At 60.5% G+C, this 16,231-nt stretch carries 15 protein-coding genes; 7 read left to right on the top strand and 8 right to left on the bottom strand.

Annotation, left to right across the window (positions count from 1 at the left end):
• Entirely contained in the window at positions 1-579 is a 579-nt protein-coding gene (locus FHT97_RS07575; protein WP_016554605.1) for a GbsR/MarR family transcriptional regulator, read from the bottom strand.
• Positions 580-727: 148 nt separating this feature from the next.
• The gene (gene hemN / locus FHT97_RS07570; RefSeq protein WP_183861046.1) at positions 728-2,074 is read right to left on the bottom strand and encodes an oxygen-independent coproporphyrinogen III oxidase; all 1,347 of its coding nucleotides are present in this window, start codon (positions 2,072-2,074) and stop codon (positions 728-730) included.
• Between the two features lie 118 nt (positions 2,075-2,192).
• Between hemN and FHT97_RS07565 the strand changes: the two genes are divergently transcribed.
• Both FHT97_RS07565 and FHT97_RS07560 read left to right on the top strand, forming a co-directional pair.
• Positions 2,193-2,909 (top strand): helix-turn-helix domain-containing protein, encoded by a 717-nt coding sequence (locus FHT97_RS07565; protein WP_246712578.1) that lies wholly within the window; start codon positions 2,193-2,195, stop codon positions 2,907-2,909.
• 91 nt (positions 2,910-3,000) lie between these two features.
• The gene (locus tag FHT97_RS07560) at positions 3,001-4,161 is read left to right on the top strand and encodes an aminotransferase (protein WP_183861044.1); all 1,161 of its coding nucleotides are present in this window, start codon (positions 3,001-3,003) and stop codon (positions 4,159-4,161) included.
• Between the two features lie 58 nt (positions 4,162-4,219).
• Here the strand turns inward: FHT97_RS07560 and FHT97_RS07555 are convergent, their stop codons facing one another.
• The 6 genes from FHT97_RS07555 to FHT97_RS07530 form a co-directional block, all read right to left on the bottom strand.
• Positions 4,220-5,326, bottom strand: a complete 1,107-nt coding sequence (locus FHT97_RS07555; RefSeq protein WP_183861042.1) for a Gfo/Idh/MocA family oxidoreductase — start codon at positions 5,324-5,326, stop codon at positions 4,220-4,222.
• 11 nt (positions 5,327-5,337) lie between these two features.
• Entirely contained in the window at positions 5,338-6,123 is a 786-nt protein-coding gene (locus FHT97_RS07550) for a ThuA domain-containing protein (protein WP_183861040.1), read from the bottom strand.
• Between the two features lie 75 nt (positions 6,124-6,198).
• A complete protein-coding gene (locus tag FHT97_RS07545; RefSeq protein ID WP_183861038.1) occupies positions 6,199-7,227 on the bottom strand; it encodes an ABC transporter ATP-binding protein in 1,029 nt (342 codons plus the stop codon).
• Between the two features lie 12 nt (positions 7,228-7,239).
• Complete coding sequence (locus tag FHT97_RS07540; protein WP_153270916.1) at positions 7,240-8,070, bottom strand: carbohydrate ABC transporter permease; 831 nt, start codon at positions 8,068-8,070, stop codon at positions 7,240-7,242.
• The gene (locus FHT97_RS07535) at positions 8,070-9,056 is read right to left on the bottom strand and encodes a sugar ABC transporter permease (protein ID WP_183861036.1); all 987 of its coding nucleotides are present in this window, start codon (positions 9,054-9,056) and stop codon (positions 8,070-8,072) included. Before FHT97_RS07535 ends, FHT97_RS07540 begins: the two co-directional genes overlap by 1 nt.
• 85 nt (positions 9,057-9,141) lie before the next feature.
• Positions 9,142-10,407 carry an ABC transporter substrate-binding protein gene (locus FHT97_RS07530; protein ID WP_183861034.1) on the bottom strand — a complete coding sequence of 422 codons (1,266 nt, stop codon included), beginning with the start codon at positions 10,405-10,407 and terminating at the stop codon, positions 9,142-9,144.
• A 315-nt stretch (positions 10,408-10,722) separates the two neighbouring features.
• On the opposite strand from FHT97_RS07530, the gene FHT97_RS07525 reads away from it, so the two are divergent.
• From FHT97_RS07525 to ligD, 5 genes are all read left to right on the top strand, one after another.
• Positions 10,723-11,748: a substrate-binding domain-containing protein gene (locus tag FHT97_RS07525; protein ID WP_183861032.1), complete on the top strand. Its 1,026-nt coding sequence runs from the start codon at positions 10,723-10,725 to the stop codon at positions 11,746-11,748.
• Positions 11,749-12,098: 350 nt separating this feature from the next.
• Positions 12,099-12,452, top strand: a complete 354-nt coding sequence (locus tag FHT97_RS07520) for a hypothetical protein (protein WP_183861030.1) — start codon at positions 12,099-12,101, stop codon at positions 12,450-12,452.
• A gap of 139 nt (positions 12,453-12,591) precedes the next feature.
• Positions 12,592-12,861, top strand: a complete 270-nt coding sequence (locus FHT97_RS07515) for a hypothetical protein (protein WP_183861028.1) — start codon at positions 12,592-12,594, stop codon at positions 12,859-12,861.
• Positions 12,862-12,870: 9 nt separating this feature from the next.
• Positions 12,871-13,695 carry a Ku protein gene (locus FHT97_RS07510; RefSeq protein ID WP_183861027.1) on the top strand — a complete coding sequence of 275 codons (825 nt, stop codon included), beginning with the start codon at positions 12,871-12,873 and terminating at the stop codon, positions 13,693-13,695.
• Positions 13,696-13,697: 2 nt separating this feature from the next.
• Positions 13,698-16,217, top strand: coding sequence for a DNA ligase D (ligD, locus tag FHT97_RS07505; protein WP_183861025.1), 2,520 nt, complete (start codon positions 13,698-13,700; stop codon positions 16,215-16,217).
• The last annotated feature ends 14 nt before the right edge of the window (positions 16,218-16,231 follow it).

The following is a 16,231-nucleotide window of genomic DNA, read 5'->3' as shown; positions in this document are numbered from 1 at the left end:
CTAACTCTTGTTCGCAGGATTGGGCCGGCGGCTGCGGCCGAGCGAAACAACTCGATCCTTGGCCTCCAACAGCTTCGTCACTTTCGCACCTAAAGAGAGTAGCGTTGCAAGGCGCTCGGTTTCAAGTTGTTTTACGTCTTCATACCAATGCGTTAGCTGCTCGATCAGCGCGTGCATCTCGCTCATGCGCTCTTGCGCATGGCGCTCGGCTTCACTTGCCGGCCGCTGCATCAGGATTTCGCGAAGGACCGAGAGCGTCGGGTCTACCTCTCGCTTCTTGCGCTCTTCGGCCAGAGTGCGCAGAATCTGCCAGACATCGTCGGGCGTGGTGAAGAAGTCGCGCCGGTCATCCGGCTTGTGCTTCAGCAGCACCAGGTTCCAGGTCTGAAGTTCGCGCAGGCTCATCGAGACATTCGAGCGCGAGATGCTGAGGGCATCGGCGATTTCCTCGGCGCATAGCGGCGAAGGAGACACGTAGAGCAGCGCATAGATCTGGCCGACCGTGCGGTTGATGCCCCAGCGCGAGCCCATTTCACCGAAGTGGAGAACGAAGGATTGAACAAGCGGCGGAAGGTTCATCGGGGTTTCCGTTATGTCTGTGATTTCAGAAATTTCTGAAATTACTATAACTGGCTTGGCTCTATGGGCAATCGGGGAACAAAGGCTGCGGCAATTTGGTGTCGCGGCGAGTCATAGGAAGATTCGCCGCGACAGAACTTGATCTGGATCAAACGGCGATCGAATGTTTCGCCCGCCCCTGATCGAGATAACGATCGAATTTCGCAGCGATCGCCCGCACGAAGGGCCGGCCTTTCGGTGTGATCGCGAAGGTGTTGCCGTCGAATGTCGTCAGTTCATCCTCGTTGAATAGATGCGCCCGCATCGCATCGGTGACGACAGCGTCGGCGGCGCGTCCAAAGCGTGATCGGAGATCGGAGACAGAGAAGGCGTAGCTGCACATCAGATCCTCGATGGCGGACGCAGCTGCGCGGTCGCCGTCAGAGAGGGAAAAGCCGCGAGCAACAGGTAGACGACCGTCCAGGATTGCCCGGCAGTATTGCCCCGTCGCCGTGATGTTCTGGACATAGCCCTGCGGCAGCCGCCCGATCGAGGACGCGCCGAAACCGATCAATGCGTCCGCCTCGTCGGTGGTGTAGCCTTGGAAATTGCGTCGAAGCGTGCCGTGGGAAAGCTTCTGTGCCATGCAGTCACCTGGCTTTGCAAAATGATCGATCCCGACAGCCACATATTCGGCGGCAAGAATGGCCTCGGCACCGGCAGCCACCATCTCGAAGCGTTCCACCGGACCGGCCAACGTCGCTGCATCAATCTGCGACTGATGCTTCTTCATCCAGGGGACATGGGCATAGCCGAACATGGCGATCCGATCGGGCGCCATGGAGAGACATTGTTCGATCGTTCTCAACAGCATCGTTTTGTTTTGGTGCGGCAGGCCATAGACGATATCGAGATTGATCGAGGAGACACCGAGATCTCTTAGCGTGGTCACGACGTCAGCCGTCTCCTCGAAGCTTTGTGGGCGGTTGATCGCGGTCTGTACGATCGGCTCGAAATCCTGCACGCCGACACTTGCCCGCGTTATGCCCAGGGATCTCCATGCCTGCAGGCGCTCGGCGTCGACATGAGTCGGGTCGATCTCGACGCTGATCTCGGCGTTCGATGCAATATCGAAATGCCGATCCAGTGTGTCGCGCAATCTCTGCAGGTCTATTGGGTTCACGATCGTCGGCGAACCGCCGCCGAAATGGATCGCACTGACCTTGCGCCGCTCGGGCAGGCACCCGGCAACAAGCTCGATCTCCCTGTTGAGAACATCGAGATAGGCGGCGATCGGGTCGTAGCGGCGCACCTGCTTGGTATGGCAGCCGCAATAGGAGCAGAGCCGATCGCAAAACGGGATATGCAGATATAGCGACAGCGATCCATCCGCCTCCTGGCCGAGCCATTCCCGATAGACCGCTTCGTCGACGCCGTCATGGAAGTGCGGAGCCGTTGGGTAGCTGGTGTAGCGTGGCACGCGAGCGGCGTAGCGGGCGATGAGTTCGGCGTTCATGGCGTGTCCTTTTGGGGAAGCCATAACCGGCCCCGAACGGCGACACTTTGATCTCGATCAAGAAAACGCTGTTCTCCCGCTGCAGCTGTAGTCTATGCTTTTGCGCGGAGCTGATTTGATGCGCAAAGACATACATAATTCAAACATACCAGTGCGTTGCATGAGCTGCGAGGTTCGCCACAAGGGCATTTGCGGTGCGCTCAGCGCCGATGAATTGCTGGCGCTTTCCGCGCATACGCGCCTGGTCAACCACGAATCCGGCGATGAGCTTGCCGGCGAGAAGATGCCGGCCGAGTCCTACGCGACCGTCATCCGCGGCGTCGTGAAGCTCACCAAGACGCTGGAGGACGGACGCCAGCAGATTGTCGGCCTGCAGTTCGCGCCCGATCTTCTCGGCAGGCTGAACGCGAATGAGAATGCAGTGTCGGTGGAGGCGGCTTCCGACGTCAACCTCTGTCGCATTCCGAAGGCGGCGCTGGAGCGCATGGTCAAAAGCAATCCTGCGCTTGCCGAACGCCTGATGTCGCAGACGCTGCGCGAGCTCGACGAAGCCCGCGACTGGATGGTGACGCTTGGGCGCAAGACGGCGGCGGAGAAGGTTGCGAGCTTCCTGCTTTTGATCGCAACGCATCTCGATCCCGAGGCCGTCGGCGAAAAGCGCAAGTTCGATCTGCCGCTATCGCGGGCTGACATTGCTGACTTCCTTGGGCTGACGATCGAGACGGTCTCTCGCCAGATGTCGAAGCTGAAGGCCGATGGGGTGATCTCGATCGTTGCCAACAGGCATATCGAGGTGCCGAAGCTCTCGAAGCTCAAGGCCTGCTGCGGCTCCTGACGATCTCTGTGCGACACCCTTCAATGCCGGTTGCCGAGGAAGCTCATTCCGTGCAGGAGTGACAGTTCACCTCGTTTGAGAAGAGAGCTGCATGTCTGCCTTCGCCAATCCGCTTGTCTCCCGTCTGTCTCCGCCTCCCATTCCCTCGGTGCTCGCCTGGGCTCGCGAATACAAGGGCGACAAGGGGCCGTTGGTCGATCTTTCGCAGGCGGTGCCCGGCTATCCGGCCCATCCTGAAATGCTGCGGCTGCTTGGCGAAGCGGCATCGTCGCCGAAGACGACGGGCTATGGTCCGATCGAGGGCGAGGGCGTGCTGAGAGAGGCTTATGCCGGGCATATGTCCAAGGTCTATGGGGCGTCCGTTTCGGCAGCCAACATCCATATCACCGCGGGCTGCAACCAGGCCTTCATGTCGGCGGCAATCGCGCTTGCCGGTTCCGGCGATACGGTGGGACTGACCAATCCGTTCTACTTCAATCAGGAGACGACTTTGTCGATGCTCGGCATCAAGCGCGTTCTGGTCGAGTGCGACCCCGAGAACGGCTTTTTGCCGGAGATTCACTCGGCGGAGAAGGCCCTGGCTGATGGCGCCAAGGTACTGGCGGTCGTGACACCGAACAATCCGACAGGCGCGATCTATCCGCCTGAGTTGCTGCTGGAGCTGTTCAACCTCTGCCGCAAGCATGGGGCGTGGCTGATCGTCGACGAGACCTACCGCGACTTCCTTCCCGACGGCTACGGCGCTCCGCATCCGCTGCTTGCGATCCCCGGTTGGGAAGACACGCTGATCCTGCTCTACAGCTTCTCGAAGTCCTTCTGCATTCCCGGCCATCGCCTCGGGGCGATCACGGCAGGCGTCGACGTCGTTGCCGAGATCGCCAAGGTCATGGACAATATGCAGATCTGCGCGCCACGCGCGGCCCAGGTTGCGGTTGCCGCGGCGATGCCGATCCTTGCCGACTGGCAGGCAGAAAACCGCCTGGAGATCGCACGTCGCGCTGATGCGTTGCGGGCCGTGATATCAGGGTTGCCCGGCTGGGAGATCGGGGCGCTTGGCGCCTATTTCGCGTTCATCCGCCATCCGTTCGCGGAGCTCAGCTCAGCCGCTGTCGCGGAGCGCCTGGCGAAGGAGGCCGGTGTCGTCTGCCTGCCGGGAAGCTATTTCGGGGAAGGTCAGGAGCACTATCTCAGGCTTGCCTTCGCCAATGCCGACGCTGCTTCGATCAGCCTGCTCGCGGATCGTCTGCGGTAGTTTGAAATGATAAAGGCCCGCATCGGCGGGCCTTTATTCCTCTTGGCGAATTCTCGTATCAGACGACGACCGTTAGCGGCGGTATCCGCTTGTTTGCCGGGTTAGCCTGCTCGGAGGCCTCCAGCAGATTGAGCTCCCGCCGCTCCTTCTCCGACACGATCGCAAGGTCGAGGACCTTCTGCAGGTTTGCGGCGTGGCGGAAGGTCGGGTCGTCCTGCTTTCCGGTTCTGACGGCTTCGGCAAAGCGTTGGTAGTTCGTCAGAACGGCGGGCACTTCGATGTCGCGCCAGGTGGCGGTCTCGATGTCCTCGCCGAAGCAGCCGCGCAGTTCGGAACCATCCGGGCGATGGATGACCTCGAGGCTGCCCTTTTCGCCATAGATGCGAAGCTTCAGCTCGTTGAGGTGGCCGGTTGCCCAACGGGTCGCATGGATGACGCCAAGCGCACCGTTGGTGAAATCGACCGACATCGTGAAGCTGTCGTTGGCATCCAGCAGATATTCGCCGATCTGGCCGCCGGGAGCCTTGTTGAAGGTCTTCAGGCGGGCAAAGACGTGGTCGATATCGGTCGCTGCGCCATAGGCGGCGAAGTCGAGGATGTGGATGCCGACATCGCCAAGCACGCCGTTCGAGCCGTGGCCGGTCGACAGGCGCCACAGCCAGCGCGATTCCGTGCGCCAGTCACCCCAGGCGCGCGAGACCAGCCAGCTTTGCAGGTAGGAGGCCTCAACGTGTCTGATTGTGCCGAGCTCACCAGCCAGCACCATTTCGCGGGCGCGCTGCAGGGGCGCGACGTTGCGATAGGTGAGGTTGACCATGTTGATGACGCCGGCAGCTTCAGCGGCTTCCGTCATCTCGAGTGCATCGGCATAGTGCTCCGCCAGCGGCTTTTCGCAGAATACATGCTTGCCTGCTGCGATCAGCGCCAGGCTGGTCGCATGGTGGATGCGATCCGGCGTGACGTTGGTCGCCGCGTCGAATTCACCCCATGCGATCGCTTCTTCGAGGGAGAGGAAGCGATTCTGGATATGGAAGTGATCGGCAAATTCGGCAAGGCGTGCCGGATCGGTATCGACGGCGCCGACAACCTCCACGCCATCGATGGCGAGGAAGTTGGCAACCTGGTTTCTGGCCATCGAGCCGGTACCAAGAACGAGTAGACGCATATGTGTGCTCCTCAGCGGTAACCGGCTTCGCCGGCCTGATGCAGACGCGGGCCGCGCTCGACGATCGGCTCAAGAGCCCTTTCGACGGGGACATTCGGGGCATCGGTGATGCTCTTCAGATCGCCTTGCGGGTTATAGGCCCATTTCACGCCGTTGATGAGTACCTTCTGGACGTTGGCATCATGATAGGTCGGATAGGTTTCATGGCCAGGGCGGAAGTAGAAGATGTTGCCGGCGCCGCGGCGCCAGGTGAGGCCCGAACGGAAGACTTCGCCACCCTGGAACCAGGAGATGAAGACCGTCTCCAGCGGCTCCGGCACGGAGAACTGCTCGCCGTACATTTCCTCGTTTTCGAGGACGAAGTTTTCATCGAGGCCAGCGGCGATCGGGTGGCGCGGGTTGATCGTCCACAGACGCTCGCGCTCGCCGGCTTCGCGCCACTTCAGCGCGCAGGGGGTGCCCATCAGGCGCTTGAAGATCTTCGAGAAGTGGCCGGAGTGCAGGACCAGCAGGCCCATGCCTTCCCAGACGCGCTTGGCAACGCGCTCGACGACGACGTCGGAGACCGCGCCGTGATCCTTGTGACCCCACCAGGTGAGGACATCGGTTTCGGCAAGGCGGGCTTCCGTCAGGCCGTGCTCGGGCTCCTGCAGCGTGGCCGTCGTCGCCTGGATCGCCGGATCGGTGTTCAGGGCATTGGCGATGGTGGTGTGCATGCCTTCGGGATAGATGCCCCGAACGATGGCATTGGTGGTTTCGTGGATGTTTTCACCCCAGACAATGGTGCGAATAGCCAAGTGATTGCTCCTTCATGCGGATGGTCGATCGACCTCGATGGGAAGCGAGGCGGATCCTGTGGTTTCGGGTAGGTGTCAGGCCGCGCCCTTGAGGGGTACTCTTTCGAGCGCGCGTCCGGATTGGTCGAAGCGGTGAACACGGCCAGCCATCGGGGAAACCCCGAGTTTCTGGCCGGGCTGGTGGCCGGAGACGCCCGTCTCGCGCACGACCAGCGGCTCCGATGTGCCGATGTCGAGATAGACGAAGCTGTCCGAGCCGAGAATTTCGGAATGAATGACGGTGCCGCTCCAGGCGGCGTCCTGCTGAACGATCTCCATATGCTCGGCGCGAACACCGATGGTGTGGGCACTGTAGGGTGCCGCGAATTCACCGGTCAGGAAGTTCATTTTCGGCGAACCGATGAAGCCGGCGACGAAGACGGAATTCGGTGTCTCGTAGAGTTCGAGCGGCGTGCCGACCTGCTCGACGACGCCATCCCGCAGGACGCAGATGCGGTCGGCCAGCGTCATCGCCTCGACCTGGTCGTGGGTGACGTAGATCATCGTCGTGCCGTGCATGCTGCGGTGAAGCTTGGCGATCTCCAGACGCGTTGCGACGCGCAGCGCCGCATCGAGGTTCGACAGCGGCTCGTCGAACAGGAACACCTTGGGATCGCGGACGATGGCGCGGCCGATCGCGACACGCTGGCGCTGGCCGCCGGAGAGTTGGCGGGGCAGGCGTTCGAGATAAGGCGAGAGCTGCAGCATGCCGGCGGCCTGCTCGACGCGGGCCCTGCATTCTTCCCTGGTGCGTCCTGACAGTTTCATCCCGAAGGCCATGTTCTCGAATACGGTCATATGCGGATAGAGCGCATAGGATTGGAAGACCATGGCGATGCCGCGCTTCGACGGTGCGTAGCGGTTGACGGCCTCGCCATCGAAGGAAAGCGTACCCGAGCTGATGTCTTCCAGTCCGGAGATCAGCCGCAGCAGCGTGGACTTGCCGCAGCCGGACGGGCCGACGAAGACCATGAACTCGCCTTTGCGGATATCGAGCGAGACGCCCTTGATGACTTCAAGCGCACCGAAGCTCTTACGGATATTGTCGAGTCGAATCTGTGCCATATCGTGCTTTCTTCAACCTTTGACGCCACCGGCAGTCAGGCCGGAAATGATGCGCCGCTGGAATATCAGGACCAGGACAACGACAGGGACCGTGACGATGACGGATGCTGCCATGATGTTGCCCCACGGGATTTCGAACTGGCTGCCGCCTGAAAGCAGGGCGATGGCAACCGGCACCGTTCGCTGAGCGTCCGATGAAGTGAATGTTAGGGCGAAGAGGAATTCGTTCCAGGCCGTAATGAAGGCAAGCAGGCCGGTCGTGACCAGAGCAGGCCACATCAGCGGCATGAAAACCTGGGTGATGATCACCCACGGCGAGGCGCCATCGACGATCGCCGCTTCCTCGATTTCAATCGGCAGATCGCGCATGAAGGTGGTCAGAACCCAGACCGTGAAGGGCAGGGTGAAGATCATGTAGGAGAAGATCAGCGCGAAAGGCGTGTTGAAGATGCCGATCCACCGGATGAGCTCGAACAGGCCGGCGAGCACGGCGATCTGTGGGAACATCGACACCGACAGGATCGTCAGCATCAGCAGCGCGCGACCGCGGAAATTGACGCGGGCAAGCGCGTAAGATGCGGTGACGGCGAGCAACAGCGAAGCCGCGACAACCAGGATGGCGACAAGCAGCGAGTTACCGAGGCTGCGGATGAAGCTGCCCGTGGTCAGGACCGTCGTGTAGTTGGTGAGCGAGATCGAGGTCGGCCAGTAATTGACCTCGAAGAGGGCCGTGCCGGCTTTGAAGCTCGTCAGGATCGCATAGTAGAACGGGAATACCGCGATGACGACGATGACGGCGACGAGCAGGTAGAAGAGGGTGTTCTTGGTAGCGGTCAGCAGCATCAGCGTTCGCTCCCGCCGAGTTTGACGCGACCGAGCCACATGTAGAGCACGGTGATCGTCGCGATGATCAGGAAGAGTACCGTCGAGGCGGTTGCGCCATAGGCGAACTTGTCGAAGTCGAAGAGGTTTTCGCGGGCCATAACCGACATGGTCTTGGTCTGAGCATTGTTCGGCGTCAGCACGTAGATCAGGTCGAAGATGCGCAAGGCGTCGAGCATGCGGAAGATCACGGCGACCATGATGGCTGGGCGGACCAGCGGCAGGGTCAGGCGCCAGAAGACCTTGATCGGGTTGATGCCATCGATCTTGGCGGCTTCGTAGATATCGGCGGGAACCATCTGCAGGCCGGCGAGGATGAGCAGCGCCATGAAGGGCGTTGTCTTCCAGACGTCGACGATCAGAACGGCAATCATGGCCGTGTCGGGATTTGCGGTCCAGGCAATCTTCTGGGTGATCAGGCCCATGCCGAGGAGGATGTCGTTCAGGATGCCGAACTGGTCGTTGAGCATCCAGGCCCACATCTTGGCGGAAACGATTGTCGGGATTGCCCAGGGAACGAGGATGGCGGCGCGCACGATGCCGCGGCCGGGGAAATTGGCGTTCAACACCAGGGCGACGACGAGGCCGAGAATGGTTTCGATGGTTACCGACAGGAACGCGAACTTCATCGTGTTCCAGACGGCGCGCCACCAGTTCGGGTCCGCAAGCAGGCCGCTATAGACGGTGCGCCCGCTCTTAAGCGTGATCCATGAGAGATAATTTTTGAAGCCGACGAACTGGGCGTCACCGAGGCTCGTGAGGGATGCGTTCGTGAAGCTGAAATAGATCGTTCTGAAAAGCGGCCATCCGGCAACAACGGCCAGAATGAACAGGGTGGGGGCCAGGAATATCCAGGCGGAACGGATGCGCTCGGAGCGCAGGTCCGACGAGGTATTGACGGCGCGCGCTCGCGATCCGACGCTTGAGGAAACTGCGGCTTCAGTCATGAGGTACCCGCTTCTTGAGGCGATTTGACGATGGCGGCTTCGGGGAAGGGCAGCGGCGGACGCCCGCCGCTGCCGATGCCGTCGGTTACCAGTTCTCGCCCTTCAGCGTCGTCAGGTCGGCCTCGAGAAGCTCGAGGTTTTCTGCGGAGGTGCCGTTACCCGAAAGCGAGTTATGAACGGCGGTCCAGAACTTCGAGGAGACCTCGTTGTACTTGACCTTGGCGGATGCCGATGGACGCGGAACGGCGTTCTGGAAGATCGGCTTCCAGTTCGGCATGAACGGTGCTGCGGCCGCGATGTCCTTGTCGTCGTAGAGCGCAGACAGTGTCGGCAGGTTGGAGAGCTCGATGGCGCGCTGCTTCTGGCGTTCCTTGGAGGTCAGGAACTTGACGAGCGCAATTGCGACGTCCGGGTTCTCAGAGTACTTGGAGACGGCGAGGTTCCAGCCGCCGAGCGTCGAGGATGGCGTGTCGCCTTCCTTGGCAACCGGAAGTGTCGTTACGTCGAACTTGCCCTTGACGGCGCTGTCCCCGCCATTGCCGAGAGCGTAGGCATAGGGCCAGTTGCGCATGAAAACGGCATTGCCGGTCTGCCAGACGCCGCGGGACTCTTCTTCCTGGTAGGCGAGCACGCCGCCTGGCGAAATCGTTCCGACCCAACCCTTGGCGCGGTCGATCGCCGCTGCTGCCTTCTCGTTGTTGATGGAGATGGTGCCGTCCGGCTCGATGATCTGGCCGCCGCCTGAGGACTTGACCCACTCCAGCGCATTGCAGGTCAGGCCTTCATAAGCGTTGCCCTGGAACACATAGCCCCAGAGATCCTTCTGGCCGGCTGCGCGTTCCTTGTCCTGGATTTCCTTGGCGGTCGCCGCCATTTCGTCCCAGGTCTTCGGCGGCTGTTTGCCGTACTTGTCGAGCAGGTCCTTGCGGTAGAAGAGCGCCGGCGCATCGGTGTAGAGCGGCATGGCGACGAGGCGACCGTTCACGGTCTGCGAGGCGATGATCGACGGGAAGAAATCGCCGACGACATCCTTTGCGGCATCCTTGAGGTCGACGAACTGGTCGGCGAGCTGCGGCGCCCAGATGACGTCGGTCTGATAAACGTCGACGTCCTTGTTGCCGGCGGCGAGCCACAGGCGATACTGCGAGAACTGCTCCGTCGAAGACGACGGCATGGTCACGATGCTGACCTTGTTGCCGGTTGCCTTCTCGAACTCGTCGAGCTGCTTGCGGAACAGGTCGAGGTTCTTGCCGGTCGAGCTTGCGGAAATACTGATGTTGGCGGCGAACGAGGGCTGTGCGACACCGAGCAGCGCGGCCGCGATGGCGACCGCTGTGAAATGAAATTTCATATCTTCCTCCCAAAAGAACCAAACATTGGAAAAATTGAAAACGGTTTGGCTGGAAAAAATTGTCAGAAGGTCGATATTGAGTCAAGCGGGCACACGTGTCAAAGTCGCACAACCGCGATCACATATTGATAACAAAGAAAAATCATAGGGATGGCGGTAGTTTCGGTTGTGGGAAAAAGAGACAAACCTCACTCGAAGGAATATCTAAAATTGAAAACGGTTTGGTTATTTGCGAACTGATACGCTTAGGCCATAAGGGAGACAGCACCTGCTGGCGTCCAGCCAGCCAGGTCAGGACGAAAGACGCACTGTCGGATGAAGCTTAAAGAGTTCGCGAAGCAGGTAGGATTGTCCCCGACCACGGTCAGTCGGGCGCTGAGCGGCTACCCCGAGGTGAGCGAGACCACGCGCGCCCGTGTGGCGGAAGCTGCTGCGCGGCTGGGCTATAGCCCGAACGTCAATGCCGTGCGGCTGAAAACCGGTCGAGCAGGGGCTATCGGCGTGGTAATGGGGCGCGCCGGCGAATTTCACTTCGCGGAGTTCATGGCCGGCATGGCGGAGCGGCTGGTGGCGGAGGAGACCGACATTCTCGTCATCCCGATGGCGGATCCCAACCATGAGGATGAGATGCAGCTCTACCGTCGACTCGTGGAGAGCCGGCGTGTCGACGCGATCATCGTGCACTCGCCCAAACCCAATGACGAGCGCATTGCGCTGCTCCACGAACTCGGCATGCCGTTCCTCGTGCACGGGCGGTCGGCCATCGATGTGCCGCATGCCTGGCTCGACATCGACAACGAAGCTGCGATCAAGCGCGCCACGTCGCACCTGATCGATCTTGGCCACCGGCGCATTGCAATGATCAATGGTCGGTCGGGCGCGACCTACGCTCTTCACCGGGACAGTGGCTTCCGCAAGGCACTTCAAAGTCACGGCATCGAGCCTGATCCGCAGCTGATGGCGAGCGGCAACTTCACGGACGAGCTCGGTTTTCGGTTTGCGCGGTCCTTCCTGGAGCAACCGAACCCACCAACAGCCTTTGTGGCGGGATCCATGATGACGGCGCTCGGTGTCTATCGCGCGGTCCGATCGCTTGGGATGCAGATCGGGCGCGACGTCTCGGTCATCGCCCATGACGACGTCTTTCCGTATCTCACCGCCGACAACATGGTGCCGTCGCTGTCGGCGACGCGGTCCTCGATGCGGGCGGCCGGAACGCGATGTGCGGATCTTGTCCTGCAACTGCTGTCGGGTCGGTCTCCATTGGAAATCCACGAGCTCTGGCCCGTCGAACTCATTCTGCGCGAATCGACGGGGCCGGCGAGACCGTCCAGGTCCTAGTCTTCCTCGTCCGGCGCGCCGCGAGCGAGCCGTTTCAGGGCTGCCTGCGAGTAGAATATCGCGCGGTTCCCCTGGAATCTGGAAAGTTGATTGCCTCAAGCAAAGGATTTCGGTGCCTCGTTGATTGAGCCGGCGGCGCCAACGCGGCATATTGCCGGCAGTTGCTGACGCATGTCGGCCATCCTCCCGGTCGATGAAGCAACTGTTCCCTCTGGAGGTTCTTGACCTCACACCTTAGCCACCGCGGGAGCGGTGGCTTTTCTTTTTGTGCGCCGCTCCCTTTCCAGCAACTTGGAACCTTCGGTTGTCGCTTCCGTTCCTTCAAAGAAGAGATGTTTAAGGAGAGCGTCATGCAGGTCGTCGGTACGCAGGTCATTCCCGAAATGGGCGGCAAACGGGGCTTTACCATCGAATTCGTTGGCGATGGTGGAGAGGTGGTTTCCGTGCTGCTACGGAACGACGAGGCGCAATCGGTCAACCCAAGAAACGCGGTCGAACGCGCCAAGGCGCTGATGCTGGAGATCGCCGCCGCGACCGACGAGGGTACTTCCGATCCCGTGACAGCGCGGCCCAGCGCTCGTGCGTCGGGTGATCAAAGTACAATGGAAGAACAGCTCGACGAGGGACTGGAAGGCACATTCCCGGCGAGCGACCCGGTTTCGGCAACCGGCTCCACGGTCCCGAGGGGGCCGGCAAAACATTGAGCGGAGCAAGGAGAAGATCGGTTTTTCCGTTCGCCGGGTGACTTTTAGCAAAAAAAGCGAGCGGAGGGCCCGGATTCCCGGAACTTTTTCGCCTTTGATCTGTTGAATCCCTTCGTTGCAAACGCGGGCGGGTGACACGGTGCCTCACATCCCAAAAATCGATCGCAAGAACGGTCGGGTGGATGCGCGAGACAGGCTGATTATCGCGCTGTACGCGCAGCTCAAAGCCGAGCGCCAGACACGCGAAACCCTTGAATGGGTGATCCGCAACGGCGGACTGTCGACCGACGTGCTTGAAGCGATCGCCGCAGATCCCGTTCCTGTCGTGACGAGCGACGACGTCGCGGCCGTCGAGAAGATCGTAGCATTGGACGAAAGACGGCGGCGCAAACTGCAAAACGACAACTGAGGGAACGTCATGGCGGCTCGGGCAAGCTGGAAGGGTCATCTGAAAGTCGGGGATCTCGTTTGCGCGGTCGGATTGTACACCGCCGTCTCCACCTCGGATCGCATTTCGTTCAACATCATCAGTCGAAAGACCGGCCATCGCGTCGAGCGGCAGTTCGTCGACAGCGAGACTGGCAAGGCCGTCGAACGTGATGATCAGGTCAAGGGATACCAACTGGACAACGGCGAATACATTGTGATCGAAGGCGACGAGATTGCGGGCGTCATGCCTGAGAGCGACAAGGTGCTGAACGTCCAGAACTTCGTGCCCTACAACGAAATCAACAAGCTCTATTTCGACAAGCCGTACTACTTGGCGCCCGTCAGCGGGGATGACGGGGAGGCGCTCGGGCTGATCGCTCGTGCGATGCGCGATCAGAAGGTGGCGGCGATTGCCGAGGCGGTGCTGTTCCGCCGTAACCGCACAGTTCTGATCCGGCCGCAGGACGACTATATCGTCGCCACCACGCTGAGCTTCGACTACGAGGTCCGCAAGCCCGATACGGTCTTCAAGGACATTCCGGAGATGAAGTTCGACGAGGAAATGCTTGAGTTGGCCGGCCACATCATCGGTACCAAAAAGGGTACGTTCAATCCGCAGGAATATGAGGATCGATACGAGACGGCGCTCTCGGAGCTTGTAAAGGCGAAGATCGAGGGCCGGGAGCTGCCCAAAGCAAAACCAAAGCCGCAGGGCAAGGTCATCGACCTCATGGATGCCCTTCGCCAGAGTGCCAAGCTGAGCGCCAAGCCACGGGCGGCGAAGCGCGCCTCTAGCGAAACGAAAGCGAGCTGAGCATGGCTTTGGAGGCCTATCAGGCGAAGCGCAATTTCAAGGTGACGCCGGAGCCAAGAGGAAGCCGGCGTTCCACCAAATCCACATCACCATCACCAGCCACGCTCAGTTTCGTGATTCAGAAACACGACGCGTCACGCCTTCACTATGACTTCCGCTTGGAACTCGATGGTGTGCTGAAGAGCTGGGCCGTCACCCGCGGGCCGAGCCTCAATCCCGATGAAAAGCGGCTTGCAGTGCATGTCGAGGATCATCCGCTAGACTACGGAGACTTCGAAGGCACCATCCCGAAGGGTCAATATGGCGGCGGCACAGTGCTTCTCTGGGATCGTGGAACGTGGACGCCGAATGGTGATCCGCACAAGGGTTACAAGAAGGGTCACCTGGAATTTGACCTCGAGGGCGAGAAACTCAGCGGTCGGTGGCACCTGGTTCGCATGCATGGCAAGCCGGGCGAAAAGCAGGAGAACTGGCTGCTGATCAAGGCGGAGGACGAGGATGCGCGCCGCAAAGGCGATATCCTGAAACAGCGGCCGGAGTCGGTGAAAAGCGGCCGCAAGATTGAAGAGGTGACAAAGCACCCCGACGCCACCTGGGACTCCCGTCGCAAGGGTGCATCGAAGCCCGCTGCAAGGGCTGTGGCGACTCGAGCGAAGCCGCAACGCCACGATTGGCCGAAGGGCGCCGAAAAGGCAGCGATGCCTGACTTCGTCGAGCCTGAGCTTGCCAAGCTGAAGGCGAAAGCACCATCAGGCAAAGGCTGGATTCACGAGATCAAGTTCGACGGATACCGGCTTCAGGTTCGGCTTGAAAATGGCAAGGCAGTGCTGCTGACGCGCAGCGGGCTCGACTGGACCGAGAAGTTCGGCCGGGAGATTGCCGATGCGTTCGCCGCGCTGCCGGCGAGGTCGGCGATCCTTGATGGAGAAATCGTCGTCGAGCGGGAAAACGGAGCCTCGGATTTTTCGGCGCTGCAAAGCGATCTCAGCGAAAGGCGGCATGATCGGTTCGTCTTTTATGCGTTCGACCTCTTGTATCTCGACGGCTATGATTTGCGGCAGGCAAAGGTGACTGAGCGGAAGCGGCTGCTGGAGGCGCTACTCGCGGGCGACTCCGGAATGATCCGCTACAGCCAGCATTTTACCGAAAGCGGCACAGTGGTTCTGGAGCATGCCCGTCAGCTTGGTCTTGAAGGCATTGTGTCGAAATTGGCTGACAGCGAATACGTTTCGGGACGTACCGGCGACTGGGTGAAATCGAAATGCCTGGAGAGACAGGAATTTGTTATCGGCGGCTATGTGCCCTCGACCGCGATGAAGAATGCAATCGGCTCGCTGGCCATGGGCGTTTACCGCAAGGGCAAGCTCGCGCATGTCGGCAGGGTAGGGACGGGCTTCAGCGTTAATGTTGCCCAAGGACTCTATGAGACGCTGTCGACAATGGAGCAAAAAGACAACTCCTTCGACGATGATCTCACCACCGAAGAGCGCCGTGGGCTGGTCTATGTCACGCCAAAGCTCGTCGCCGAGGTTGAATTTCAGGCATGGTCGGCTGACGGCAACTTGCGGCATGCTGCATTTCGTGGACTGAGGGAAGACAAGGCGCCAGAGGACGTGATGCCGGAACTAAGAAACGCACCCGCTCGAGAACTGCCTCAGTCCAGCGTGACGCTCACGCATCCAGATCGCATCTATTGGCCCGAGGAGGGCGTCACCAAAGAGGGGCTGGCCAGCTACTATGCACGGGTATGGCGCTTTATCGAACCCTATGTGACGAAGCGGCCACTTGCTCTGTTGCGCTGCCCCGATGGCATCGCCGGCCACCAGCGGTTTTTCCAGAAGCACGCTTGGAAAGGCATGAATCCAAACATCGAACAGATCACCGATCCGAAGGACAAGGGCGGCGAGAAATTGCTGCGCATCATGGACTTCGACGGGATGGTGGCGCTCGTCCAGTCCGCCGTGCTGGAAATCCACCCCTGGGGTGCCACGACTGACAGCTGGGAGAAACCGGACATGATCACCATGGATCTTGATCCGGCCGATGGCGTCAGCTGGTCGGATATCATCGCTGCCGCCAACGAGTTGAAGGAGCGTCTCGAAGCGGCGGGTTTGGCGGCCTTCGTCAAGACCTCCGGCGGCAAGGGGCTGCATGTCGTCACACCCCTAAAACCGAAGGCCAGCTGGATACAGGTCAAGGCCTTCGCCAAAGCGCTCGCCGATGGGATGTCAAAAGATCAGCCGGATAAGTATCTTGCGACCGCTACGAAAGCGAAACGGACCGGCAAGATCTTCATCGACTATCTGCGCAATGGGCGTGGCAACACGGCCGTCGCCGCCTACTCCACCCGCGCCCGGCCAGGTGCGGCTGTCTCCATGCCGCTTGAGTGGACCGAGCTGACCGAGGAAATCGGTCCGGCCTATTTCACCGTCGACAACGCTCCGGCGCGTCTCGATGGCCTGCGGAGCGATCCGTGGGCGGACTTCTTTGCCGCCGCCGTTCCGCTGGAGAAGCGAAAGTAAGGGACGGTCGCTTG

Origin of the sequence: Rhizobium sp. BK399, from assembly GCF_014194695.1 — a bacterium.
Taxonomy (GTDB): Bacteria; Pseudomonadota; Alphaproteobacteria; order Rhizobiales; family Rhizobiaceae; genus Rhizobium.
Note: the sequence above shows the minus strand (reverse complement) of the source record. Positions and strands in the feature narration are given on the sequence as shown.

What these genes read in the sequence shown, in the direction of transcription:
- FHT97_RS07510 (WP_183861027.1), top strand. Translation starts at nt 12,871, where the DNA reads ATGGCGGCTCGGGCAAGCTGGAAGGGTCATCTGAAAGTCGGGGATCTC.
- ligD (WP_183861025.1), top strand. Translation starts at nt 13,698, where the DNA reads ATGGCTTTGGAGGCCTATCAGGCGAAGCGCAATTTCAAGGTGACGCCG.
- hemN (WP_183861046.1), bottom strand. Translation starts at nt 2,074, where the DNA reads ATGAACGCCGAACTCATCGCCCGCTACGCCGCTCGCGTGCCACGCTAC.
- FHT97_RS07545 (WP_183861038.1), bottom strand. Translation starts at nt 7,227, where the DNA reads ATGGCACAGATTCGACTCGACAATATCCGTAAGAGCTTCGGTGCGCTT.
- FHT97_RS07560 (WP_183861044.1), top strand. Translation starts at nt 3,001, where the DNA reads ATGTCTGCCTTCGCCAATCCGCTTGTCTCCCGTCTGTCTCCGCCTCCC.
- FHT97_RS07520 (WP_183861030.1), top strand. Translation starts at nt 12,099, where the DNA reads ATGCAGGTCGTCGGTACGCAGGTCATTCCCGAAATGGGCGGCAAACGG.
- FHT97_RS07535 (WP_183861036.1), bottom strand. Translation starts at nt 9,056, where the DNA reads ATGACTGAAGCCGCAGTTTCCTCAAGCGTCGGATCGCGAGCGCGCGCC.
- FHT97_RS07540 (WP_153270916.1), bottom strand. Translation starts at nt 8,070, where the DNA reads ATGCTGCTGACCGCTACCAAGAACACCCTCTTCTACCTGCTCGTCGCC.
- FHT97_RS07575 (WP_016554605.1), bottom strand. Translation starts at nt 579, where the DNA reads ATGAACCTTCCGCCGCTTGTTCAATCCTTCGTTCTCCACTTCGGTGAA.
- FHT97_RS07555 (WP_183861042.1), bottom strand. Translation starts at nt 5,326, where the DNA reads ATGCGTCTACTCGTTCTTGGTACCGGCTCGATGGCCAGAAACCAGGTT.
- FHT97_RS07525 (WP_183861032.1), top strand. Translation starts at nt 10,723, where the DNA reads ATGAAGCTTAAAGAGTTCGCGAAGCAGGTAGGATTGTCCCCGACCACG.
- FHT97_RS07530 (WP_183861034.1), bottom strand. Translation starts at nt 10,407, where the DNA reads ATGAAATTTCATTTCACAGCGGTCGCCATCGCGGCCGCGCTGCTCGGT.
- FHT97_RS07565 (WP_246712578.1), top strand. Translation starts at nt 2,193, where the DNA reads ATGCGCAAAGACATACATAATTCAAACATACCAGTGCGTTGCATGAGC.